Raw genomic sequence first — 23,029 nt, 5'->3', positions numbered from 1 at the left:
GGGGTCTCATTCCCGGATTTCGTCGAGCTCCACACCCCAAAGATTGCTTTTGAGGGTCCAGCCGCGATAGCCACCGGCCGAAATGCGGCACCAATCCACCGTGCAGGTACCCAAGCGGGCCACGACGCCTGTTTCGAAATGAGCGTTGACCGGGGATTTGGGATCGGGGCTGGCATAGACCGGCAGCATGTCCGATTCAATCAGAACCGTGCGGACACCTGACAACAGAGCGTAGTGGACCCATCCGCCGGCCCCGTCGCGATCCTGAACCTTGCGCCAGTTGCCGTATTCGGCCGTCACCTGAAGTGGCATGCCGCGGCGCTTGAACACCCAATCGACGCGATGAGTCAGCGAAGGGCCGCGGCGTACGTTCGCCTCGGCCGCCTTCATCGACACGTAGCGCGGCAAAGGCAGGTTCGTCACCTGCCCGCGTTTTTCCTGCGCATGCGCGATTGCGCCTGTCAGGAACAGAACCGTGGTTAGAAATGCCAGAACTGGGCGTTTCGCCCTCAAGTAAGCACTCACTGCCTGCCCGCTGATTTGCCTGTCTGCCGTGTTTCAAAAAAGGTTGGGGCGATGCCCATGGGGTTCTTGTGCCCCGGCTGATCCTGCGCCACGATGCCATGACGCGCATCGGAATGCAAAGCGGTAGGAGGGCTGAAGTGCCAAGAGAACGTCTGAGTGTTGTTGTAACGCGACGGTTGCCCGAAGTGGTCGAGACACGTCTGAGCGAGTTGTTCGACGTCCGTTTGCGGGACACCGACACACCGATGACGCGCGACGAGTTGGTCGAGGCGGTCAAACAGGCCGATGTGCTGGTTCCAACGATCACGGACACGATCGACGCGGGTGTTTTGGGCCAGGCCGGAGAGCGCCTGAGGCTGATTGCGAATTATGGTGCCGGTGTCGACCATATCGATGTCGCGACGGCGCGTCAGCGCGGCATCCTGGTCTCGAACACGCCGGGTGTTCTGACCGACGATACCGCCGACATGACGATGGCGCTGATCCTTGCCGTAACCCGCCGGATTCCCGAGGGTTTGTCGGTTATGCAAAAGGGGGACTGGAGCGGCTGGGCGCCGACGGCATTCCTTGGCGGGCGGATAGGAGGCCGGCGTCTGGGCATTCTGGGTATGGGGCGGATCGGACAGGCCGTCGCGCGCCGCGCCCGTGCCTTCGGAATGCAGGTCCACTACCACAACCGTCGCCGGTTGCGTCCCGAAATAGAACAGGATCTTGAGGCGACCTATTGGGAAAGCCTCGATCAGATGGTGGCGCGTATGGACGTGATCTCGATCAACTGCCCATCAACGCCGTCGTCATTTCATCTGATGAACGCGCGGCGCCTGAAGCTGATGAAGCCGACGGCGGTCATCGTGAACACGTCGCGGGGCGAGGTGTTGGACGAAAACGCGTTGACGCGGATGATCCGGGCGGGCGAGATCGCCGGGGCCGGGCTGGACGTCTACGAGCACGGTACCGACGTGAACCCTCGACTTCGGCAGCTGCCGAATGTCGTGCTGCTGCCGCATATGGGGTCGGCGACGCTTGAGGGGCGCATCGAGATGGGCGAAAAGGTCATCATCAATATCAAGACGTTTGAAGACGGGCACCGGCCGCCTGATCAGGTCGTTCCCGCGATGCTGTAAGAAAACGCCAAGGCATACGGGCTCCTGTTGTTTGGAAGGCAGAGCTTTGCCGTCTTTGGCGGTCGTCCCCGCACATGGTTGCGGGGCAGCGCGGTGCCGTGCACTGTCAGATTCAGTATTTGGATAAGGAGGTTTTTTTATGTGCTCCAATTGGTTCCCTACTGTTGTGGCCTGCGCGCTGACCCTGGCGAGCCCAGTGTTTGCCCAGCAAACCGCCGATGAGGTCGCGCCCGAGGGTGCATCCGACGGCCAGGTTCAGGCCTTGACCGACGAGGTGATCGCCGCGCTGAAGGCCAAGGCCGACGGTGTGCCCGTCAAAGCTAAAACCTGGATGGTTGCGGCGGCCAACCCGCTTGCCGTCGAGGCGGGTGCCAAGATTCTGGCTGCCGGTGGAACGGCAGCGGATGCAATGGTCGCCGTTCAGGTTGTCTTGGGCCTGGTCGAACCGCAGTCCTCGGGTTTGGGCGGGGGTGCCTTTCTGGTCTGGTACGACGCGGCCAGCGGACGCCTGACCACCTTGGATGGGCGAGAAACCGCGCCGAGAGAGGCAAGCCCGACCCTGTTTCAAGACGAAAACGGCGAGCCGCTCAAATTCTTCGACGCGGTTGTTGGCGGGCTTTCGGTCGGGACACCCGGCACGCCTGCATTGTTGGAGGAAGCCCATCGGCGCTGGGGGCGTAGCCCCTGGCCCGGTCTGTTCGAGGATGGTATCCGATTGGCCGACGAGGGGTTTGTCGTTTCACCCCGGCTGGCGGGCTTGATTCAGGCCGACGCTGAACGTCTGGCACGCTTCCCGGACACGGCCAACTACTTCCTGCCGGGCGGCGAGCCGCTGGCCCAGGGTCAGCGCCTCACCAACCCAGACTATGCCGAAACCCTGCGCGTTCTGGCGTCCGAAGGGGCTGCGGGCTTTTATGGAGGAGAGATCGCGGCTGACATCGTGCGGACTGTCCGAAACGCTCCGGGTAACCCGGGGGTTCTGTCCGGAGTTGATCTGGCGTTGTATCAGGTGATTGAGCGCGAGCCGATCTGTGCCACCTATCGCAGCTATGAGGTCTGCGGGATGGGTCCGCCGTCCTCGGGCGCGCTGACGGTTGGGCAGATCCTTGGCATTCTCGACAATTACGATTTGGCGGGGATGGGTCCCGAAAGCGCCGAAGCGTGGCGGCTGATCGGCGATGCCTCGCGCCTGGCCTTCGCGGATCGCGGTCGCTACATGGCCGACAGTGATTTCATTCCGATGCCGGCACAGGGCCTGATCGATCCGGCCTATCTGGCCGAGCGTGCCGCGTTGCTGAATGACGCAGGGGCATTGACCGAGGTTGCGCCGGGAAATCCTGAGTTTGACCACGCGCTGAACTGGGCCGACGATGGGTCGATCGAGCTGCCGTCGACGTCCCATATTTCGATCGTCGACGCCTATGGAAACGTGCTTTCAATGACCACGACAATCGAGAACGGTTTTGGTTCGCGTCTGATGACCAACGGCTTTCTGCTGAACAACGAACTGACCGACTTTTCCTTCCGGACCCACCGGGACGGGGTTCCGATTGCCAACCGGATCGAACCGGGCAAACGCCCCCGTTCCTCGATGAGTCCGACGATTGTCATGCAGGACGGATCTCCGGTTCTGGCGATCGGGTCTCCGGGTGGCAGCCGGATCATCGGGTATGTCGCAAAATCCATCATTGCCTGGGCGGATTGGGGTATGGACGTCCAGCAGGCAGTCGCCCTTCCTCATCTGGTGAACCGTTTCGGGACCTATGATGTCGAGGTCGGCACAAGCGCCGAAGGCTTTGCGGATATGTTGGGTGAGCTGGGCTTTGAAGTGAACGCGCGGGATCTGACCTCGGGCCTTCATGCCATCGAAATCCGCGACGGTTTGCACGGCGGAGCCGATCCCCGTCGAGAAGGGATCGCACTGGGCGAGTGATCACGTCGCAGCGATGGGTATTGCCCCTATGGCGTGGGCCTTCTAGTCATTGTCTGGGCCTGCGCCACTGCGCCAAGGGAGGGTTGCCATGGTTGAAGCGACAGCATTGTTCCGCAATGCGGCGGGGATCGACACCGCCATCAGCATTTTGAAACAGCGGTTCGGGGACCGGTTGCAGACCGGCGCCTCGGTCCGCGAGCAGCACGGGCACACCACGACCTGGATCGAAAACCAAAGCCCGGATGCGGTGGTCTTCCCCACCTCGACCGAAGAGGTCTCGGACATCGTCAAGACCTGTGCGGCGCACAAGGTTCCCGTCATTCCTTTCGGCACCGGAACGTCGCTGGAAGGCCACGTGAACGCGCCGGCTGGTGGTGTTTGCATCGATCTTGGCCAGATGAACCGGGTCTTGGCCGTGAACGAAGGTGATCTGGATTGCGTCGTGCAGCCCGGGGTCACCCGCGAGGACTTGAACACCCATCTGCGCGACAAGGGCCTGTTCTTTCCGATTGATCCCGGTGCCAATGCCTCATTGGGCGGGATGGCGGCGACCCGAGCGTCGGGTACCAATGCGGTCCGCTATGGAACGATGAAGGACAATGTCCTGAGCCTGGAGGCGGTTATGCCCGATGGCAAAATTATCCGTACCGGTCACCGGGCCAAAAAATCTTCGGCCGGCTACGACCTCACCCGCTTGCTTGTCGGTGCCGAGGGCACGCTCGGCATCATTTCCGAACTGACTCTGAAACTTCACGGCATCCCCGAGGCGATTACCTCGGCCCGGTGTTCTTTCCCGACGGTGGATACGGCCTGTCAGGCCGTGATGACGACCATTCAATTCGGCGTTCCGGTTGCCCGGATCGAACTGCTGGACGCGATGTCGGTCAAGGCGGCCAACGCGTATTCCGGGCTGAAGCTGCCGGAAACGCCGTTGCTTCTTCTCGAGTTTCATGGCTCGGAGGCCGGCGCAGCGGAACAGGCCGAAACCTTTGGTGAAATCGCCGAGGATTTTGGCGGTACCGGCTTTGTCGCTACGGCCAGCACCGAAGAAAGGTCCAAGCTCTGGCAGGCGCGGCATGACATGTACTGGGCGTCCCTCCAGCTTCGGCCCGGAGCGCGCGGAATCTCGACGGATGTCTGCGTCCCGATCTCGCGCTTGGCCGAGTGCGTCACCATGGCTCAGGACAAGGCAGCCGAGTTGGACCTGCTGGCCCCGGTCGTCGGTCATGTCGGTGACGGAAACTTCCACACGCTGGTGCTGATCGACATGGACGATGCCGACGAAGTGGCGCGGGCCAGTCAGTTTGTCGGGTGGCTCAATGATCTGGCGATCTCGATGGACGGGACCTGCACGGGTGAGCATGGAATCGGGCAAGGCAAGAAACCGTATCTGGTACGGGAACTTGGGGATGCGACCCGGTACATGGCGGCGATCAAGGCCGCGCTGGATCCTGACAACATCATGAACCCCGGCAAGATCGTCTGACCAGGCCGGGAAGGCGCACGCAACCATCGGCTGTTGGTGCGTGCCTGTTCGCGGATTCGCGTCTCAACGTGTACGGCAGGTCGGTTTTGCACCGTTTTGCGTCGGATGGACTTGGCGCTGATTGGTCTCGTTCGGCATAAACCTTGCCAAACAGACTCAATCCGGAGAGCGGGCGTATGAAAACCCAAGTCAAAGCACTGGTCGTTGGCGGCGGCGCCGTTGGGACCTCGATAGCCTATCACCTGGCCAAGGCGGGCTGGGATGATGTCATGCTGATCGAGAGGGACGAGTTGACCTCCGGTTCGACCTGGCACGCTGCGGGTTTGCTTCCGCTGTTCAACATGTCCTATGCGACGACCCATATCCACAAATACTCGGTGGATTTCTACAAGACGCTGGAAGAGGAAACCGGCCTGAACGCGGGGTTCGCGGTGGTTGGAAACCTGCGCATGGCGCAGACGCAGGACCGCATGGATGAGTTCATGCTCTATGCCTCGACTGCCGAGACCTGCGACGTCAAATATGAATGGTTGACGCCCGAGCAGATCAAGGAGCGCTGGCCGCTGATCGAAACCTCGGATCTGAAGGGCGCGCTTTACCATACCGAGGACGGTTACATCAATCCGGCCGACGTGACCCAGGCGATGGCCAAGGGCGCCCGCCAGCGCGGTGTCGAGATCGTGCGCAAGATGCAGGCCGATGCCTTCCATTGGAACGGAACCCATTGGGAAGTCACCTGCACCAAGATGGTCGAAAAGGGTGGCAACCTTGTCCCCAGCGACGAGCAGGTAGTCATCACCGCCGAGCACGTGGTGACCGCTTCGGGAAACCATGCCCAGCGTACCGCCAAGCTGCTGGGCATCAAGATGCCCGCGATCCCGGTCGAGCATACCTTCATTGTCATGGACAAGGATCCGGAACTGGTGAAATGGCGTGAAGCCGGCAATCCGGAACACCCGGTCGTGCGCGACGCCGACAACGAATCCTACGCACGTGAGGAGCGCGGCGGCTGGATCCTCGGCATCTACGAGCACGGTGCCCCGGCACGCTTCGAATACGGTGTGCCCGACAGTTTTCGCGCTGACCTGTTCCCTCTGGATCTGGACCGGATCGCCGATCAGTACATGGCCATGGCCGAGCGTGTCCCGTCCTGTGCCGAGTCCGGCCTGAAGGACGATTTCAACGGTCCCATCTGCTATACGCCTGATGGCAACCCGCTGGTCGGCCCGGCGCCGGGCCTGCGAAATATGTGGCTGGCCGAAGGGTTCAGCTTTGGCATCACCGCCGCCGGCGGCACCGGCTATTATCTGGCGCAGATGATGGTCGATGGCGAAGCCGAGATCGACATGGCTTCGCTGGACCCCAAACGCTATTCGTCCAACTGGATGACCACCGAATTCGCCGCGCGCAAGAATGAAGAGTGCTACGAGCACGTCTACATTCTGCACCACCCGGACGAAGAGCGCGAGGCCTGCCGTCCGCTGCGCACCGTTCCGGCTTATGATCGTCAGAAAGCCCGTGGCGCGCAGTTTGGGTGGGTTAACGGTTGGGAACGCCCCAACTATTTTGGCCCGGTCGATGCCCCCGACAACTTCGACAAGGAAAGCCGCAGTTTCCGCCGTGGTGGATGGTGGCAGTATGCCGTCGAAGAAGCCAATGCGATCCGCAACGGTGTCGGCCTGATCGACGCGTCAGCCTTCACCAAGCATGTCGTCAAGGGCCCCGGCGCCACGCAGTTCCTCGACTGGTTCACCTGCAACAAGCTGCCCAAGGTCGGCCGCATCAACCTGACCTATGCGCTGACAGACCACGGCACCACCCGCACCGAATACACCATCGTGCGGCTGAAAGAGAACGAGTACTACCTCGTCTCGGCCGGTGCCTGGACCGAGTATGACGCCGACTTCCTGCGCAAGGCGGCCGAGGACAAGATGGACGAGTTCGGCTACATCGAGATCCAGGACGTGACCACCCAGTGGGGCGTCTTTGCCATCGCCGGACCGAAATCGCGCGATGTGCTGAAAGAGGTCATCAAGGACGCCGAGCCGGAAACCGCCCTGTCGAACAAGCGCTTCCCGTGGCTGTCGGCACGTCAGATCGAACTGGGCATGTGCCCGGTCAACGCGATCCGCGTGGCCTATACCGGCGAGCTGGGCTGGGAACTGCATCATCCGATTGAGATGCAGAACTACTTGTTCGACCTTCTGGAGACGGCCGGCGAGAAGCACGGCATGAAGCTGGTAGGTGCCCGCGCCCAGAACTGGCTGCGTCAGGAGAAATCCTATCGCGCCTTCGGCACCGAACTGGGTCGCGACGCCACCCCGCTCGAGGCCGACCTGCCGCGCTTTGTCGACCTGAACAAAGAGTTCCACGGCAAGGACAAGTTGATCGAGACAGGCGTGCGGGTGAAATGCTGTACCCTGCTGATCGACGGGCCCGAGGATGCCGACCCGTGGGGCCGCGAGGCGCTGTATACGCCCGAAGGTGAGCGCGTGGGGCGTCTGACCTCGGGCGGGTATTCGGTGGCTTTCGAGAAATCCATCGGCATGGGCTATGTCAAGCCCGATCTGGCCGTGGAAGGTACCAAACTGAAGGTCAAAATGCTGGACCAGCTGTGGGATGCGGTCGTGACGTGCGACAGCCCCTATGACCCCAAGAACGAGACCATCCGCAAGGACGGTTGATCGGACAGAGGCCCCGGACAACTCCGGGGCCTTTTTTTGGCTATGCGCTGAGTTCGTCGAAGCACTCCAGCGCCTTGGCTGCGTACATCATCGACGGACCGCCACCCATCTGGATCGCCATGGCCAGAACGTCCGAGAATTCCTCACGCGAAGCGCCGGCCTTGACCAGTGTTTCGGTGTGCAACGAAATGCAGGGTTCGCACCGTACTGCGATGGACATGCCCAAGGCGATGAACTCCTTGGTCTTGAAGTCCAGTGTTCCGCCTTCCTTGACCGATTTCCCGAGCGCGCCGAAAGCGCGGGCGGTATCTGGTATGGCTCCGTTCAGGTTGCGCAATCCGCTGCGCGTTTCAGCAAGCTTGTCTGACCAGGTCATGTCTTGTGCCTCTTTTACATATTACATCTTGCATATGTATCGGCGGCGTCGGAACGGCTTTGATCTTGATCAGATCGAGGGCTTTTCTGCGACAAAAGCCAGATTGTTCGCAGGCATTGGAACCACTCCGACAACTCGCAGCCCTGTGCTTTCCAGATAGTTGCTGATCTGGCTGTCGTCCTTGTAGCCTATCTCGGGGTCTCGCCGGGTCAGGTCGGCATGAAAGCGTCGGTCGCCGTCGCTGATCAGCTTGCCCTGGCGCATGAACGGTCCGTAGAGAACGAACCGCCCCCCGGGGCCAAGGGCCAATGCGGCCTCGGACAGAACATTCCGGGCTTCTTTCCAGCTGATCAGATGCAGGAGGTTGATCAGAATGATAAGGTTCTGGTTGCCAAAGTTGTGGTGCCACCCGGGCAGGGTTGCGTCCAGCTCGACGGCGGGAATGATGTTTGGCAGGTCCTCCCCATAGGCGTCGATGCTGGCCCGGCGGGCGGGATCGATCTCGCTCGGCTGCCAAGTGAGGTCGGGAAAGATACGGGCAAATGCGGCGACGTGTTGGCCCGTGCCGCTGGCCAGTTCCAATGCGTTTCCAGTTGCGATGGGCATCTCGGCCAGCAACGCGCACAGGGCGTCCGTATTTCGGCTGGCCGCAGGAGCGATCATCTTCGCGCCGTCACCCTGAGAGGCGACGCTTGCCGTCGGAGGCAGTTTCCGCCCGCCCATCAGCGTAACCGGGACACGGCCAGCGCGGAGACCATCGCAGCATCCAACTCGGGCGCGCGGCCAAGCGCAAGATCAGCAACCAATCGCGACGCGGCCGGGGCGGTTTGAAACCCGTACCCTCCCTGACCGGCAGACCAGACAAAACTTTCATCCGACGGGTCGGGACCCAGAACAAGCGTGCCATCCGGGGCAAAGCTGCGCAGCCCGGCCCAATTGGTCTCGACACGGGTGACCGGGCTGGTCACCATTTCTTCGTACCGGGCCAGGCCCTTGGCCAGCACCATATCGTCGGCATAGGCGTCATGCGGTTCGACCGGGTCGGCCTCGGACGGTGACACCAACAGCTTGCCGGCATCCGGTTTGGCGTACCAGGTCTCACCCGCGCCCAGCATCATCGGCCAATTTTTCACATCACGGCCCCCGGGTGCTGGCAGTCGGGCCATGGAACGGCGGCGCGGCGTGATCCGGATCGGTGCGATCCCGGCCATCGTTGCGACCTCGTCGGCCCAGGCACCAGCGGCATTGACGATGGTGCGCGCTTGAAAGACCTCGGCCGCTTCCACCAGCCAATTGCCGTCCTTGCGGATCCGCGTCACTTTTTGGCGGGTCAGTACCGATCCCGCATTGGCGCGAATGATGCGGGCAAAATCCTGCAGCACTCGGTCGGTGTCGATGTCATACGCGCCCCCACTCAGCGCCGCGTACGCGACGGTTTCCGGGTTCAGGACCGGAACACGCACCAACGCATCGGCGACCGAGATTTCGGCCATTCCCAGCTCGCTCAGGTCTTTGCGGAACCGGTCGGCCTGATCACTTTTGGCCACCAGCATCAGCCCGCGCGGGGTCAGATAGTCGTTCGTAAAAAAGAACTCGGCGCTGGCCTTGTTCAGAGCCACGACCGAAGGCGGGCCATAACCTTCTTCGAACAATGCCGCCGATCGCCCCGAGGCGTGATAGCCCAGCGCGTCCTCGGCCTCGAGTACGGTCACCGATCCATGCTCGGACAGACGCGCGCCGGTGCTGAGACCGGCAATACCGCCGCCGATAATAAGAAAATCAATCACTGGACCTCCTCCAGCCGGTCCGTCGCGGGTGGCGGCGTCTGGCTGAGCGCCGTGATGCGGGCATAGAGATTAGCCGGAAGGTCGAACGTCAGCGCAGCCAGCGACGGTGCCAGCTGTTCGGCAGATCTGGCCGATATGATCGGCGACGGGGCAAACGGGCTGGCGGCAACCCAAGCGACGGCAAGCGTCGCCGGATCCACGCCAGCCTGATGTCCCAAGCGGGCCAGCTCCGCAGCTGTTTCGGCCATCCACTCAGCTCCATAGCGGCTGGAATATCGGTCATCTTCGGACAGCCGGCCGGCTGCACTGCCATCGGTGTACTTTCCGGTCAGCAATCCGCCACCCAGCGGCGAGTAGGCAAAAACCGAGATGCCTTGATCCGCACACATTGGCAGGATCTCGACCTCGGCCTGTCGCTTGACCAAATTGTACATCGGTTGCAGCGCGTCGATGGTCAGGCCGAAATCCGCGGCGACGCGCACGGCTTTCATCACTTGCCAGGCGGCAAAGTTGGACAAGCCGACATAACGGATCTTGCCCGCGTCTTTGAGCTGGGCAAAGCACTCCATCGTTTCGGCAAGATCGGTGTCCGGATCGAACCGGTGCAGGTACAGCAGGTCGACCATGTCCTGACCCAGACGTTTGCGGGACAGGTCGAACTGCGCACGGATGTTGGCCGCGCCGGCGCCGCCTGTGTAGCCCGCTTTGGTGGCGATCGTCAGTTGCTGGCGCTGAGACGCGATCATCTGGCCCAGCAACGTTTCCGACGCACCGTCGGTATAGACATAAGCTGTATCGAAATGCGTGATGCCGGCCGCGCGACAGGCGTCGAACATGGCCCGGCTTTGTTCGGCATCGGCGCGGCCCCCGAACTGCATCGTGCCAAAAGTGAAACGGCCAATGTCAGTGCCGTCGGGATTGGAAAGCCTGAGTGTCATGAGAGTGCCTGAAATGAGCCCGGCGAACGGGGGTCTTTGATCAATTGTCGTCCCAAGTTTTAATCAGGGTTGAATTTGAGCATCAACCCTTCCAAACATTCACAACCAAAAACGCAGGAGGGCAGGGTGACCAGCGCAGACCTACACCCAATGGCCACAGGGCACATTCCGTCATATGTGACCCAGGCGGATGGCAGCGATTTTCTTTTCAATTTCATGGTGATCTTCACGGTTGGTCTGATCCTGCTGATCGGTGTCGCGTATTTTACGTTGCACTCGATCCCCGAGAAGATGGCCCATGAGAACAACCACCCGCAGTTTCAGTTGGTTGGTATCCTGGCGTTGTTGGCCCTGTTTACGCACAACGGATTGTTCTGGGTTGCCGCCATCCTGGTTGCAGGTTTTCAGTTTCCTGACTTTGCTGCGCCCCTGCGCGCGATTGCAGATGCAATTCGGTCGCTGGCACCCGGGGCGTCTCCTCCGCCCGCCGAGCCGGACCCTGAGCCAACCGCTCCGCAGGAGCACTGACGCATGATCGAAACATTTCTGTGCGCACTGGTCACCGTTCTGCCCGACTTTCTGTTCCGACGCTTCGTTCAGGGAAAACGGATAGGTCACGAAATTACGCTGTTCACCATGTGGTACGAACTTCGCTGGGGGCTGACCGCCTGCGCAATCCTTGCGCTGACGGTGATTACCACGCTGTTCTACTTCCATCCGGCAAGCAAAACGGCGGCGTCCTATTTCCGGACCGTGACGATTCTTCCGCAACTGGGTGGGCGGGTGTCCGAGGTCTATGTCACCAACAACCAGATGGTCACCGCGGGCCAGCCGATCTTCCGTATCGAGGATTTCACCCAGCGCGCGCAGGTCGAAGCCGCACATGCCCAGATCGCGCAGATACAGGCCTCGCTGAAGGTCGCGCAAACGGATCTGGCCGAGGCCGAAGCCGGCATTGCAGGCGCGCAGGCGGCGCTGGCGCAGGCGCTTGAGGATTTGGAGCGCAACACCACCCTGCGCGATCAGGGATCCAGCGCAGTCCGCCTGACCGAGATCGAGCGACTGGAAAACCTTGTCGCCGAGCGCGAGGCAAAGGTTCTGGCCGCGCAATCCCAAAAGGCGGCCGTTGTTCAGAAGATCGAAGAACTGATCCCTGCCCAGTTGGCCAGCGCCGAGGCGCAGCTGGATGCCGCTCTGGCCGAATTGGACAAGACGACAATCAGCGCCGGTGTGACGGGCCGTGTCGAACAGTTCGGGCTACGGGTCGGCGATTTTGTCAGCCCGCTGATGCGCCCGGCAGGAATTCTGGTTCCGACGGATTCCGGGCGCGACCGGTTTCAGGCGGCTTTCAACCAGATGTCTGCGCAGGTGATCAAACCGGGAATGATCGGAGAGCTGGGCTGTATGACACGGCCATTCACGGTGATTCCGGTCGTTGTGGTCCAGGTGCAGGATGTAATCCCTTCGGGGCAGATCCGCCCCACTGACGAATTGCGCGACGTTCAGCAGAACACAACCCCCGGATCAATCCTCGTGTACCTCGAGCCGCTTTATGAAGGGCTGGCCGACAAGGTGCCCCCAGGCAGCAACTGTCTTGCCAATGTCTACACCGACAATCACGACAGGCTTGAACACGAAGATCTGGGGTTCTGGGAAAGGGCATTCCTGCATGTCGTGGACACGATCGGTGTGGTTCATGCTGCAGGCTTGCGACTGCGTCTGATCCTGATGCCGGTGAACACGCTGGTTCTAAGCGGTCACTGATGGCGGGAACGTGAGTGTTCTCGCGCTATTGTGTCTGGAAATGGCGCCTGTCCCCGGTTAACTGCCGCACATGTTTGATGCGCAAATCCGCCCGATTATCGACCCGGCCCTGAACGCTCAGGGCCGTTTTCTCGCGCGGTTGGGCTTTACGGCAAACCAGGTGACGCTGATAGGGCTGGCTCTTGGTTTGGTCGCAGCGGGCCTGATCGTGGCCGGCGCGACGTACTGGGCGCTGGTGCCGTTACTGCTGTCGCGTCTCGCGGATGGCCTGGACGGTGCCGTTGCGCGTGCCCGGGGTGGCACCGATTTCGGTGGTTATCTGGATATCACCTGCGACTTTCTGTTCTACGGCGCCATCCCCTTCGCATTTATTCTGGCTGACCCGGCCTCCAATGGCGTGGCCGGTGCTTTCCTTTTGCTGTCCTTCTATTTCAACGGCACCAGTTTTCTGGGCTTTTCGCTGCTGGCCGACCGCCACGGTTTGAAGACCGACGCCAGAGGGCAGAAGGCCCTGTATTTTTCCGGTGGTTTGCTGGAGGGGGCCGAAACGATCGGTTTCCTTGTTCTTTTGTGTCTGGTGCCAGATGCGTTTGCCGCCTTGGCGTGGATATTCGGCAGCTTGTGTTTCCTGACCGCCATATCCCGGATCGTGTTGGCAGCACGCAGTTTCGGCAACCGTTCCGGGAACTGAAAAAGCCCGCCGTTTCCGGCGGGCTTTGGGTTTGTTGACAGTACAAGCCGTGCTTATTGCGGGATGTCGCCTTCCAGCCCTTCGACATAGAAGTTCATGCCGGCCAGAGTGCCGTCATCGGCCACTTCACCCTCGGCCAGCCAGGCGCTGCCGTCTTGCTTGTTCAGCGGCCCGGTGAACGGGTGATAGCTGCCGTCTGCAATCGCGGTTTTCAGGGCCAGCGCCTCTTCCTTGACGTCGGCCGGAACGGCGTCGGAAATCTCGCCGATTTCAACCATGCCTTCCTTGATGCCGTCCCAGGTGTTCACCGACTCCCAGGTGCCGTCCATCACGGCCTGGGTGCGCGCGATGTAGTAAGGCGCCCAGTTGTCGATGATCGAACTGACGCGCGGCATCGGAGCATATTCGCTCATGTCCGAGGCCTGGCCGAAAGTGATCACGTTGCCGGCTTCTTGTGCGGCCGCCTGCGGTGCGGTCGAGTCCGTGTGCTGCAGGATCACGTCTGCGCCCTGTTCAATCAGAACCTTCGCCGCGTCGGCCTCTTTCGCCGGATCGAACCAGGTGTAGGCCCAGACGATCTTGAACTCGACATCCGGGTTCACCTTCTTGGCGTGGATGAAGGCCGAGTTGATGCCGCGGATCACTTCGGGGATCGGGTACGAACCGATGTAACCGATGATGTTCGACTTGGTCATCTTGCCGGCGATATGACCTTGGACAGCGCGACCCTCATAGAAACGCGCCGAGTAGACCGACACGTTGTCGGCGGTCTTGTAGCCCGTGGCGTGTTCAAATTTCACGTCCGGGAATTTCTTGGCCACGTTGATGGTCGGGTCCATGTAGCCGAAAGAGGTGGTGAAGATCAGGTCGGCGCCTTCCAGCGCCATCTGAGTCATAACGCGCTCGGCATCCGGGCCTTCGGGCACCGATTCCACGTACACGGTTTCGACCTTGTCGCCAAAGTGCTTCTCGACGGCCTGACGGCCCTTGTCGTGTTCATAGGTCCAGCCGCCGTCGCCCACCGGGCCGACATAGACGAAACCGACCTTTGTCTTGTCCTCGGCCACGGCGCCCGTGGCAAGGCCAAGTGCCATGGCGGCGCTTGCCAGAAGTGAAGTGAATTTCATTTAGTTACTCCCCAAGTTGGTACAGTTGGCCCCTAGTGCGAGGCGTGGAAGGTCCGGCCCAGTGAGGCAGGTGCGCTGCTCTTGTCGGCCGAAAGGATCACAAGCACAAGGATCGTGATGATGTAGGGCGACATTGCCAGATACTCGACAGGTATGGCAACGCCCGCTGCCTGCAGATTAAGCTGCAAGACCGTGATTCCGCCAAACAAATAGGCACCCAGCAAGGCACGCCACGGTTTCCAGCTGGCAAACACCACCAGAGCCAGAGCAATCCAGCCGACTCCGGCGGTCATGCCTTCGGTCCACTGAGGGACCCGGATCAGGCTGATATATGCACCGCCAAGCCCCGCACAGGCCCCGCCGAACAGGATCGCCATAATGCGGATCTTGATGACCTTGTAGCCGAGGGCATGCGCTGCATCATGGTTCTCACCCACCGCACGCAGGATCAGCCCGACGCGGGTGTATTTCAGAGTGGCCCATACCGCTGCCGTCAACGCGATCCCGACATAGAGGATCGGATCATGTTGGAACAGGATCGGACCGATGACCGGAATATCGCTGAGCAGCGGGATATGGATGTCCCCCATGCTGGGCGGTTTGATGCCCACGTAGCTTTGGCCCAGAAGGGCACTGAAGCCCAAGCCAAACAGCGTCAGCGCAAGACCGCTGGCCACTTGGTTCGCCAGCGCGAACTGGGTCAGCAGAACGAACAGCAACGACAGCAGTGCACCGCCAACGGCCGCCGCGACGAAACCCAGCCATGGCGAGCCTGTCTCGACCGAGATCGCAAATCCGCTGATTGCGCCCACGATCATCATGCCTTCGACGCCGAGGTTCAGAACGCCGGCCTTTTCGACGACAAGCTCTCCGATCGCCGCAAGCAGAAGCGGTGTTGCGGCAACCATCAATGAGGCCAGCAAAAGAACAGGATTAATTTCTCCAAGGTCCATGGTCACGCCACCTCGCTACGGGCCGCACGGATGCGGTAGTTGGTCAAAAGATCGAAGGCCAGCAGGAAGAACAGAAGCATTCCCTGGAACACCTGGATGGCCGCAGCGGGCAGCCCCAGCTGCGATTGTGCGATTTCGCCACCGATATAGGTCAGCGCCATCAGGCCGCCGGCCAGCAGGATGCCCACCGGGTGCAGACGGCCCAGAAACGCCACGATGATCGCGGTAAAGCCGTAACCCACGTTGAAGTCGATGCTGACCACGCCGGACGGGCCCGAGACCTCGAACATACCGGCAAGACCGGCCAACGCGCCCGACAGCCCCAGGCAAAACAGTATCAGCCGCGGGGGATTCACGCCGGCAAATCGTGCCGCGCGCGGAGCTTCGCCTGTAAGGCGGATGTGAAACCCCAGCATGTGCCGGTTCAGCAGGACATAGGCAAAGATCACCGCGACAAAGGCCGCGACGACGCCCCAGTGCATGCCTGTTCCGGCAAACAGTTCGGCATTGTGGGCACTTTCATAGGACTGCAGGTTGCGCGAGCCGGGAAATCCGAATCCTTCGGGGTTTTTCAGCAGACCCAGCGACATCGAGGCCAGAAACTGCTCGGCCACGTAAACCAACATCAGGGAAACGAGAATCTCGTTGGTTCCAAACCGAACCTTGAGCAGGGCAGGGATCATCGCCCAGATCCAGCCGCCGAACGCGCCGGCGATCACCATGATTGGAAAGACGAACCACGCGTCCAGAGGGTAGAAGGCAAGGCCGGCCGCGGCGCCGAAGATAGCGCCCATGATGTACTGGCCCTCGGCACCGATATTCCAGATACCGGCGCGGAAGCCCAGCGACAGACCGATGGCGATCAGAACCAACGGTGCGCCCTTCACCAGCAGTTGCGGTCGGTAGTAGAATGAGAATTCTCCGAACAGGGGTTCCCAGAAGATGGTTCCGATCGCTTCCACCGGGTTCTTGCCCAGAATTGCAAACAGCAACCCGCCGAAAACCATGGTCGCCAGCACTGCGACCAGAGGGGTGGCATAAGACCACGCCTTGGACGGCTGTGGCCGTTTCTCCAACACTATCATTTGCTCATCCCCCCAAAGTTTTCGTCTTTTTTGGATTCTTGCGCCAGAGGCGGCACCGTAGGTTACACATGGGCCACCTCCATCCCATGCGCGCCGCCCATCATCAGACCGATCTCTTCGACGGTCAGGCCAGTTGTGGGTCGCGGAGCGCTGAGGCGCCCTTCGTTCAAGGCGGCGAAACTGTCGGATATCTCCATCAGTTCATCCAGATCCTGGCTGATGCAGACCACCGCCGTTCCCTTGGCCGCAAGGTCCAGAATGGCCTGACGGATCGCAGCGGCTGCGGCGGCGTCGACGCCCCAGGTCGGCTGGTTCACGACCAGCACTTCGGGGTTTTGCAGGACTTCCCGGCCGATGACGAATTTCTGCAGGTTGCCGCCCGACAGCGACCGCGCGGCGTTTTCCGGCCCCGGGGTCCGCACGTCGAATGCCTGAATGATCTTCTCCGCAAACACGCGGGTGTCGGCCCATTTCAAAAAACCGTTCTTCTCCAGAGACTCGCGCACCGAGCCGGTCAGCAGAGCGTTTTCCGTCAGGCTCATGTCCGGCGCCGCGGCATGTCCCAACCGCTCTTCTGGGGCCGTCAGCACACCCAGTCTGCGCCGGGCCGTCGGGCCCAGTTTGCCGATCGGCTGGCCGTTGAAGCGGATCGCATCCGCGTCCGTCAGGATTTCACCGGACAAAACGCCCAGCAGTTCGTCCTGACCGTTGCCCGCCACGCCGCCGATACCCAGAACCTCGCCCTTGCGGACGGTCAGGTGCACGTTCTTCAGTGCGGTCCCGAATTCGGAAGGGGACGGAACCGAAAGCCCGGAAACATCCAGCGCGACGGGTCCGAACTCGCGCCCGGACCGTTCAGGAGTCTGAAGGGCTGATCCCACCATCATTTCTGCCATGTCGCGGGCGGATGTTTCGCTGGGTGTGCATTCACCCACGTTTTTGCCCAGCCGCAGAATGGTGGCGTGGTCGCACAGCGTGCGGATTTCCTCCAGTTTGTGCGAGATGTACAGGATCGAAGTTCCTTCCGACCGCAGTTTTTTCAGTGTTTCGAACAGGATATCTACCTCCTGCGGGGTCAGGACCGAGGTCGGTTCGTCCATGATCAGCAGCTTTGGGTCCTGCAGCAGGCAGCGGATGATCTCAACTCGCTGGCGTTCACCGGCGGACAGGTCACCAACCCGACGATACGGATCCAGCGGCAGGCCATAGGTCTCCGAGACCTCGCGAATACGCGATGCCAGATCACCCATCGGCGGCGGGCTTTCCATGCCCAGGGCGATGTTTTCGGCCACGTTGAGCGCGTCGAACAGCGAAAAATGCTGGAACACCATGGCGATGCCGTCGGCACGGGCCGCACGCGGCTCGGCCGGCGCATAGGGTTGGCCGCGCAACAGCATCGTGCCGCTGTCCGGCTTGACCAGCCCGTAGATCATCTTCACCAGCGTGGATTTTCCCGCGCCGTTTTCGCCCAGGAGGGCGTGAACTTCGCCCTCACCGATGTCAAAGGACACGTGGTCGTTGGCCACGACGCCGGGATAGGCCTTGGTCAGCCCCTGCAAGCTCAGTAGTGGAGTGGTCACGCGCTCTGGTCCTTCTTCAAGTCGTTCTGTCGGGCGGGGCGCAGAATTTGCGCTGCCACACCAACTGCGATCATCTGCGGGTGCTTGCCCAACGATGGGTCACCGATCGGGCAGGTGATCCGGGCGATCTGAGCCGGCGAGTGACCCAGCGCAGCCAGGCGCGAGCGGAATCGCGCCCATTTCGTAGCCGAGCCGATCAGCCCGGCAAAGTGAAAACCGTGCTTCAATAGCCGGTTGCACAGTTCCAGATCCAGATTGTGTGAATAAGTCAGCACCAAGTGCTCGGCTTGAACCGGTGCGTGGTGCACGAGGTCGGCCGGGTTTGCTGCCGGAACCACGGTTACACCTGCTGGGATGTCAGCCGGAAACCGGTCGGCGGCGGTGTCCACCCAGGTGATGGCAAGATCGGGGAGAGGCGACAGCACATCCACAAGCGCCCGTCCGACATGACCGGCCCCCCAGATCCACAATTGGCGGGTCGGTGTGTGCACCGGCTCGATCATCCAGCCGTCAAGCAATTGGGGTTCAGGCGCAATACCCTGTGCGCGTGCGGTTGCCAGTAGCCGCTTGACCGACAATGGCATGTCACCACCGGCAGTCGGGCGTGCGATGACGGTATCGCCCAGGGCCTCGATGGATTTCAGGTCATAGACCTCGCTCAACAGCGTTACGGCGCCGCCGCAGCATTGCCCGAGGTCGGGACCCAGCGCATGGCGGGACAAGCAGGTTGGGCTTTGCTGGACCCGGGCGGCCTCAGTCGCCTGATACTCCAGCGTGCCGCCCCCGATCGTGCCGGATTGCCCGCCCTTCCAGACCAGCATCGCGGCGCCGACCTCGCGCGGGGACGAGCCTCGGATTGCGGCAATGACCACGCGGGTCACCTTGCCATGCGTCTTGACCGCCTCCCTCAAAGTCTCCCGGTCAAATCCCATCAGGTACCTCCACGCATGCGTTGAATGGCGGTCCAGACCTCTTCGGCGGTGGCTGGGGCATTGATTGCCGGATACCCGTCACCGCAGGCCGCAACCGCGTTCGACAGCGCCAGCCAGGCCGAGATGCCCAGCATGAAAGGCGGCTCGCCCACTGCTTTTGAGCGATAGATGGTGTCTTCGCGGTTCTGACCATCCCAAAGCGCAACGTTGAACACACCCGGTCGGTCCGAACAGGCGGGGATCTTGTAGGTCGATGGCGCATGGGTGCGCAGCCGGCCCTTGTCGTCCCAGACCAGTTCCTCGGTCGTCAGCCAGCCCGCACCTTGCACATAGCCGCCCTCGACCTGCCCGATATCCAGCGCAGGGTTCAGCGAAGCACCCGCATCATGCAGGATATCGGTCCGAAGGATGCGGTTCTCGCCGGTCAGAGTGTCCACGGCGACTTCGGTCACCGAAGCTCCATAGGCGAAGTAGAAGAACGGGCGCCCGCGTCCGGCGATCCGGTCCCATTCGATCTTGGGGGTCTTGTAGAACCCCGTCGCCGACAGGCTGACGCGCCCCTGATAGGCCAGCGCCGCCGCCTCGGCAAAACTGTAGCTTTCCTCGCCCACGCTGACCCGGCCATCGGCAAAGACGACCGCCGATGGATTGGTCTGATGCCGCTCGGCCAGATAGGCGGCCATCCGGTCGCGGATCGTGTCGCAGGCGGCCTTGACCGCCATCCCGTTCAGGTCGCTGCCCGACGAGGCCGCCGTGGCCGAGGTATTCGGCACTTTGGCGGTATCCGTCGCGGTGATCTTCACCATCTCCAGCGGAATGCCGAACCGCGCGGCCGCTACCTGCGCCACTTTCTGGAACAGGCCCTGGCCCATCTCGGTGCCGCCATGGTTCAGATGCACCGAGCCGTCCTGATAGACGTGCACCAGCGCCCCGGCCTGGTTCAGGTGGGTGAGCGTGAAGGAAATCCCGAACTTGACCGGCGAAAAGGCGATGCCCTTCTTGATCACGCGGTTTTCGGCATTCCACTTCTCGATCGCCGCCTTGCGGGCCGTGTAATCGCAGGAGTCCAGCAGGGCTTCGGTCATGGGATGCAGCTCGAAATCTGTGACTTCCATACCGTAGGGGGTGGTGTTCCCACCCGCGGGGACGGGGCGCACCACCGAGCGGCCGGTTTCGACCGCGCCGCGGCTGGTCAGATCCTCGTGCGGATCCGGGTGGCCCAGCGGCTTGTCCCGCACCGGTTCTTCAACGCCTGCGTGCGCCGGTTCATAGTAGTTCCGCTGCCGCAGCTCGACCGGGTCCAGCCCCAGCACATGCGCCGCGTGATCCATCACCCGCTCGATGCCAACCATGCCTTGCGGTCCGCCAAAGCCGCGATAGGCCGTGGCCGATTGCGTGTTAGTCTTCAGCCGATGGCTCTCGATCCGCGCGTTGGGCAGAAGGTAGGCGTTGTCGGAATGCAGCATCGCGCGGTCGGCGACCGGCAGCGACAGGTCCTGCGCCCAACCGCAGATGGCGTGGTGCAGGAAGGAAACACCCTGAATGTGGCCGTTTTCGTCAAAGCCGGCTTTGTAGCTGATGCGGAAGGCGTGGCGCTTGCCGGTGATGACCATGTCATCATCCCGGTCATAGCGCATCTTGCAGGCTCGACCGGTTGCCCGTGCCGCAACTGCGCAGGCCACGGCCAGCGCGTTGCCCTGGCTTTCCTTGCCACCGAACCCGCCACCCATCCGCCGGGTTTCGACCCGCACCGCGTGCATGGGAACGCCCAAAGCGTCGGCGACCTTGTGTTGAATCTCGGTCGGGTGCTGGGTCGAGGAATGCACCAGCATGTCGCTGCCTTCGTTCGGCACCGCCAGCGCGGCCTGACCTTCCAGGTAGAAATGCTCCTGCCCGCCGATCTCGAACGTGCCTTCGATCACATGCGACGCCAGCGCGATGGCGGCATCTGCATCACCCTTCGCATAGATGCGGGGGCCGTCCTCGAACCGGCTGTCTGCGGCCAGAGCCTCTTCGATCGTCAGGATCGGCGTTTCCTCGGCATAGTCGACCTTGCCCAACCGCGCGGCCTTGCGGGCGGCCAGATGGCTGGTGGCGACAACCAGAAACACGGGCTGGCCCACGTAGTGAACGGTGCCGTCGGACAGCAGCGGTTCGTCATGGATCGAGGGCGAGACGTCATTGGCAAAGGGCAGGTCCTCAGCGGTCACCACCATCACGACCCCCGGGGCCGCGCGGACGTCCGACAGGTCCATCGCCGTGATCCGGCCCTTGGCGATCGGGCTCAGGCCGAACGCCAGATGCAAAGTGCCCTTGGGCGTCGGAATGTCGTCAACATAGCGGGCGACGCCGGACACATGCAGGGGTGCGGCGTCATGGGGCAGCGGCTTGGTCACGCTCATGCCGACACCTCCAGCACATTGGTCAGCTCGCCCTGATCTTCCAGGAAATAGCGTTCGAGCATGGCCTTTGCGGTCTCCAGTCGGTAGGGGGCCGAGGCACGCATGTCGCTCATCGGGGAATAGTCCTCGGCAAAGGCCGGCAAAGCGCTTTGAACGGTTTCCGCCGTCCACGGGCGACCGGTCAGCGCGGCCTCAACCCGAGTCGCGCGTTTCGGCACGCCGGCCATTCCGCCAAAGGCGATCCGGGCTTGCGAGACGACGCCGTCCGAAACGATTATGTTGAAACAGCCGCATACGGCCGAGATATCCTGATCGAACCGTTTGCTCAGCTTGTAGCATTTCAGCCGGTCGGGTTGACGCAGAAAGCTGACCGCTTCCACGAACTCGCCGGGCGTGCGATCCTGCTTTCCATAGTCAATGAAGAAATTTTCGATAGGGATCGACCGGCGCTCGTCGCCCTTGCGCAGGTGCAGCGTGGCCCCCAGCGCGATCAGCGCGGGCGGGTTGTCCCCGATGGGCGAGCCGTTTGCGATATTGCCGCCCACCGTAGCCGCGTGGCGCACCTGCACGCTGGCATAGCGCCGGATCATCTCGGCATAGGACGGATGCAGATCGGCCATCGCCGCGCCCATGCGGTTCATGTCCACCATCGCGCCGATGTGCACCTCGTCTTCGGTGATCGAGATCTCCTTCAGATCGTCGCAGCCGCCCAGAAAAATCACGGGGTCCAGGTTCCGCAGCTGCTTGGTGACCCAAAGGCCGACATCGGTGGCACCCGCGATCAAAGTTGCGCCGGGATGGGCGGCAAAGACTTTGGCCAGTTCGTCGGAGGACTCTGGCAGAAGGGGCGAGGCCGGCTTGGCCGCGACCGGCTTGTCCTTGACCCAGACCGGCACCGGCTGGTCTTCGACGACCTTTGCCGCGCGGATGATCGGCGCATAGCCGGTGCAGCGGCACAGGTTGCCGGCCAGTTGCGTGTCATGATCTGTCGCGCCGTTGGCGTGGCTGGCCACCATCGACATCACGAAACCGGGCGTGCAGAATCCGCATTGCGAGCCATGAAGGTCCACCATCGCCTGCTGCACGGGATGGGGCTCGCCGTCGGGCCCGCTCGCCCCCTCGACCGTGCGCACGGCCTTGCCGTGCAGTTGAGGCAGAAAAAGAATGCAGGAATTCAGCGCCTTGGCGCCGGCCTCATCCGTCACCATGACGGTGCAGGCCCCGCAATCGCCCTCGTTGCAGCCTTCCTTCGTGCCGGTCAGACCGCGATCCTCGCGCAGCCAATCCAGCAATGTGGCCGTCGGATCGACATCCGCCAGCTCCACTGTCTCTCCGTTCAGAAGAAACGTGATATTCATTCTTGAAACCCGTCGCCTTACCCGGTTGCGCCCATGGGTGCTCCTGTCTCGATGCGACGTAGAGAAAGAAGCGGGCTTGTAGCTTGCCTGAAGATGTTAGAAACAGCCTGTGCGCGCTGGCAAGAAAAACTGCCTGCCGAATGTACCATTCCCGATCCCATGCCTTGATATGCACCACGTCATTATTATCTAGGCATCTGAATTGAAAGAGATTTTGGTGTAACCCAGGTGGCGTCGGCTGAAGCACCTTCTGGAATCTCCGAATAATGAGCGGCTATTTTTTC

Annotated in this window: 19 protein-coding genes; 7 read left to right on the top strand and 12 right to left on the bottom strand. The window is 61.8% G+C overall.

The annotated features are described in order from the left end of the window. Window positions 1-6 precede the first annotated feature (6 nt). Complete coding sequence (locus ACR0MM_RS07085; protein WP_254438926.1) at window positions 7-471, bottom strand: SH3 domain-containing protein; 465 nt, start codon at window positions 469-471, stop codon at window positions 7-9. A 191-nt stretch (window positions 472-662) separates the two neighbouring features. Here ACR0MM_RS07085 and ACR0MM_RS07080 point away from each other — a divergent pair, with 191 nt between their 5' ends. From ACR0MM_RS07080 to ACR0MM_RS07065, 4 genes are all read left to right on the top strand, one after another. Next, complete coding sequence (locus ACR0MM_RS07080; RefSeq protein ID WP_170371979.1) at window positions 663-1,649, top strand: 2-hydroxyacid dehydrogenase; 987 nt, start codon at window positions 663-665, stop codon at window positions 1,647-1,649. A gap of 139 nt (window positions 1,650-1,788) precedes the next feature. Further along, window positions 1,789-3,582: a gamma-glutamyltransferase gene (ggt, locus tag ACR0MM_RS07075; protein ID WP_480695198.1), complete on the top strand. Its 1,794-nt coding sequence runs from the start codon at window positions 1,789-1,791 to the stop codon at window positions 3,580-3,582. An 88-nt stretch (window positions 3,583-3,670) separates the two neighbouring features. Next, the gene (locus ACR0MM_RS07070) at window positions 3,671-5,068 is read left to right on the top strand and encodes an FAD-binding oxidoreductase (protein ID WP_480695196.1); all 1,398 of its coding nucleotides are present in this window, start codon (window positions 3,671-3,673) and stop codon (window positions 5,066-5,068) included. A 176-nt stretch (window positions 5,069-5,244) separates the two neighbouring features. Next, on the top strand, window positions 5,245-7,752 hold the full coding sequence (locus tag ACR0MM_RS07065) for a GcvT family protein (RefSeq protein ID WP_480695194.1): 2,508 nt from the start codon (window positions 5,245-5,247) through the stop codon (window positions 7,750-7,752). A 40-nt stretch (window positions 7,753-7,792) separates the two neighbouring features. On the opposite strand, the gene ACR0MM_RS07060 is transcribed toward ACR0MM_RS07065, so the two are convergent. The 4 genes from ACR0MM_RS07060 to ACR0MM_RS07045 all read right to left on the bottom strand — a co-directional run bounded on the left by ACR0MM_RS07060 (window position 7,793) and on the right by ACR0MM_RS07045 (window position 10,853). Beyond that, on the bottom strand, window positions 7,793-8,128 hold the full coding sequence (locus tag ACR0MM_RS07060) for a carboxymuconolactone decarboxylase family protein (RefSeq protein ID WP_170362836.1): 336 nt from the start codon (window positions 8,126-8,128) through the stop codon (window positions 7,793-7,795). A gap of 69 nt (window positions 8,129-8,197) precedes the next feature. Next, a complete protein-coding gene (locus ACR0MM_RS07055) occupies window positions 8,198-8,851 on the bottom strand; it encodes a DUF938 domain-containing protein (RefSeq protein ID WP_170358090.1) in 654 nt (217 codons plus the stop codon). Further along, complete coding sequence (locus tag ACR0MM_RS07050; RefSeq protein WP_480695191.1) at window positions 8,851-9,915, bottom strand: NAD(P)/FAD-dependent oxidoreductase; 1,065 nt, start codon at window positions 9,913-9,915, stop codon at window positions 8,851-8,853. The genes ACR0MM_RS07055 and ACR0MM_RS07050 overlap by 1 nt, the downstream gene beginning before the upstream one ends. Continuing rightward, window positions 9,912-10,853, bottom strand: coding sequence for an aldo/keto reductase (locus ACR0MM_RS07045; protein ID WP_480695189.1), 942 nt, complete (start codon window positions 10,851-10,853; stop codon window positions 9,912-9,914). The genes ACR0MM_RS07050 and ACR0MM_RS07045 overlap by 4 nt, the downstream gene beginning before the upstream one ends. 126 nt (window positions 10,854-10,979) lie before the next feature. Between ACR0MM_RS07045 and ACR0MM_RS07040 the strand changes: the two genes are divergently transcribed. The 3 genes from ACR0MM_RS07040 to ACR0MM_RS07030 all read left to right on the top strand — a co-directional run bounded on the left by ACR0MM_RS07040 (window position 10,980) and on the right by ACR0MM_RS07030 (window position 13,308). Continuing rightward, entirely contained in the window at window positions 10,980-11,381 is a 402-nt protein-coding gene (locus ACR0MM_RS07040) for a hypothetical protein (protein WP_437342551.1), read from the top strand. 3 nt (window positions 11,382-11,384) lie between these two features. After that, window positions 11,385-12,617 (top strand): HlyD family secretion protein, encoded by a 1,233-nt coding sequence (locus ACR0MM_RS07035; RefSeq protein ID WP_170337786.1) that lies wholly within the window; start codon window positions 11,385-11,387, stop codon window positions 12,615-12,617. A 70-nt stretch (window positions 12,618-12,687) separates the two neighbouring features. Further along, window positions 12,688-13,308, top strand: a complete 621-nt coding sequence (locus ACR0MM_RS07030; RefSeq protein WP_170370918.1) for a CDP-alcohol phosphatidyltransferase family protein — start codon at window positions 12,688-12,690, stop codon at window positions 13,306-13,308. A 53-nt stretch (window positions 13,309-13,361) separates the two neighbouring features. Here the strand turns inward: ACR0MM_RS07030 and ACR0MM_RS07025 are convergent, their stop codons facing one another. From ACR0MM_RS07025 to xdhA, 7 genes are all read right to left on the bottom strand, one after another. After that, window positions 13,362-14,435: a BMP family ABC transporter substrate-binding protein gene (locus ACR0MM_RS07025; RefSeq protein WP_480695186.1), complete on the bottom strand. Its 1,074-nt coding sequence runs from the start codon at window positions 14,433-14,435 to the stop codon at window positions 13,362-13,364. Window positions 14,436-14,467: 32 nt separating this feature from the next. Further along, window positions 14,468-15,388, bottom strand: coding sequence for an ABC transporter permease (locus ACR0MM_RS07020; protein WP_170337474.1), 921 nt, complete (start codon window positions 15,386-15,388; stop codon window positions 14,468-14,470). A gap of 2 nt (window positions 15,389-15,390) precedes the next feature. Then, a complete protein-coding gene (locus ACR0MM_RS07015; RefSeq protein WP_480695184.1) occupies window positions 15,391-16,473 on the bottom strand; it encodes an ABC transporter permease in 1,083 nt (360 codons plus the stop codon). Window positions 16,474-16,535: 62 nt separating this feature from the next. Beyond that, window positions 16,536-18,053 carry an ABC transporter ATP-binding protein gene (locus ACR0MM_RS07010; protein ID WP_170370916.1) on the bottom strand — a complete coding sequence of 506 codons (1,518 nt, stop codon included), beginning with the start codon at window positions 18,051-18,053 and terminating at the stop codon, window positions 16,536-16,538. Continuing rightward, entirely contained in the window at window positions 18,050-18,985 is a 936-nt protein-coding gene (xdhC, locus tag ACR0MM_RS07005) for a xanthine dehydrogenase accessory protein XdhC (protein WP_480695183.1), read from the bottom strand. Before xdhC ends, ACR0MM_RS07010 begins: the two co-directional genes overlap by 4 nt. Next, on the bottom strand, window positions 18,985-21,387 hold the full coding sequence (xdhB, locus tag ACR0MM_RS07000; protein WP_480695181.1) for a xanthine dehydrogenase molybdopterin binding subunit: 2,403 nt from the start codon (window positions 21,385-21,387) through the stop codon (window positions 18,985-18,987). The genes xdhC and xdhB overlap by 1 nt, the downstream gene beginning before the upstream one ends. Next, the gene (gene xdhA / locus ACR0MM_RS06995) at window positions 21,384-22,745 is read right to left on the bottom strand and encodes a xanthine dehydrogenase small subunit (RefSeq protein WP_480695179.1); all 1,362 of its coding nucleotides are present in this window, start codon (window positions 22,743-22,745) and stop codon (window positions 21,384-21,386) included. The genes xdhB and xdhA overlap by 4 nt, the downstream gene beginning before the upstream one ends. Window positions 22,746-23,029: the final 284 nt, after the last annotated feature.

The sequence above is a fragment of the Ruegeria sp. BC6 genome (genome assembly GCF_056539185.1).
The sequence above is the reverse complement of the archived record's forward strand: the minus strand, read 5'-3'. Positions and strand labels throughout refer to the sequence as shown.

Coding starts and splice junctions, on each gene's coding strand:
- ggt (WP_480695198.1), top strand. CDS start 1,789: ATGTGCTCCAATTGGTTCCCTACTGTTGTGGCCTGCGCGCTGACCCTG.
- ACR0MM_RS07070 (WP_480695196.1), top strand. CDS start 3,671: ATGGTTGAAGCGACAGCATTGTTCCGCAATGCGGCGGGGATCGACACC.
- ACR0MM_RS07065 (WP_480695194.1), top strand. CDS start 5,245: ATGAAAACCCAAGTCAAAGCACTGGTCGTTGGCGGCGGCGCCGTTGGG.
- ACR0MM_RS07060 (WP_170362836.1), bottom strand. CDS start 8,128: ATGACCTGGTCAGACAAGCTTGCTGAAACGCGCAGCGGATTGCGCAAC.
- ACR0MM_RS07055 (WP_170358090.1), bottom strand. CDS start 8,851: ATGGGCGGGCGGAAACTGCCTCCGACGGCAAGCGTCGCCTCTCAGGGT.
- ACR0MM_RS07045 (WP_480695189.1), bottom strand. CDS start 10,853: ATGACACTCAGGCTTTCCAATCCCGACGGCACTGACATTGGCCGTTTC.
- ACR0MM_RS07035 (WP_170337786.1), top strand. CDS start 11,385: ATGATCGAAACATTTCTGTGCGCACTGGTCACCGTTCTGCCCGACTTT.
- ACR0MM_RS07030 (WP_170370918.1), top strand. CDS start 12,688: ATGTTTGATGCGCAAATCCGCCCGATTATCGACCCGGCCCTGAACGCT.
- ACR0MM_RS07025 (WP_480695186.1), bottom strand. CDS start 14,435: ATGAAATTCACTTCACTTCTGGCAAGCGCCGCCATGGCACTTGGCCTT.
- ACR0MM_RS07020 (WP_170337474.1), bottom strand. CDS start 15,388: ATGGACCTTGGAGAAATTAATCCTGTTCTTTTGCTGGCCTCATTGATG.
- ACR0MM_RS07015 (WP_480695184.1), bottom strand. CDS start 16,473: ATGATAGTGTTGGAGAAACGGCCACAGCCGTCCAAGGCGTGGTCTTAT.
- xdhC (WP_480695183.1), bottom strand. CDS start 18,985: ATGGGATTTGACCGGGAGACTTTGAGGGAGGCGGTCAAGACGCATGGC.
- xdhB (WP_480695181.1), bottom strand. CDS start 21,387: ATGAGCGTGACCAAGCCGCTGCCCCATGACGCCGCACCCCTGCATGTG.
- xdhA (WP_480695179.1), bottom strand. CDS start 22,745: ATGAATATCACGTTTCTTCTGAACGGAGAGACAGTGGAGCTGGCGGAT.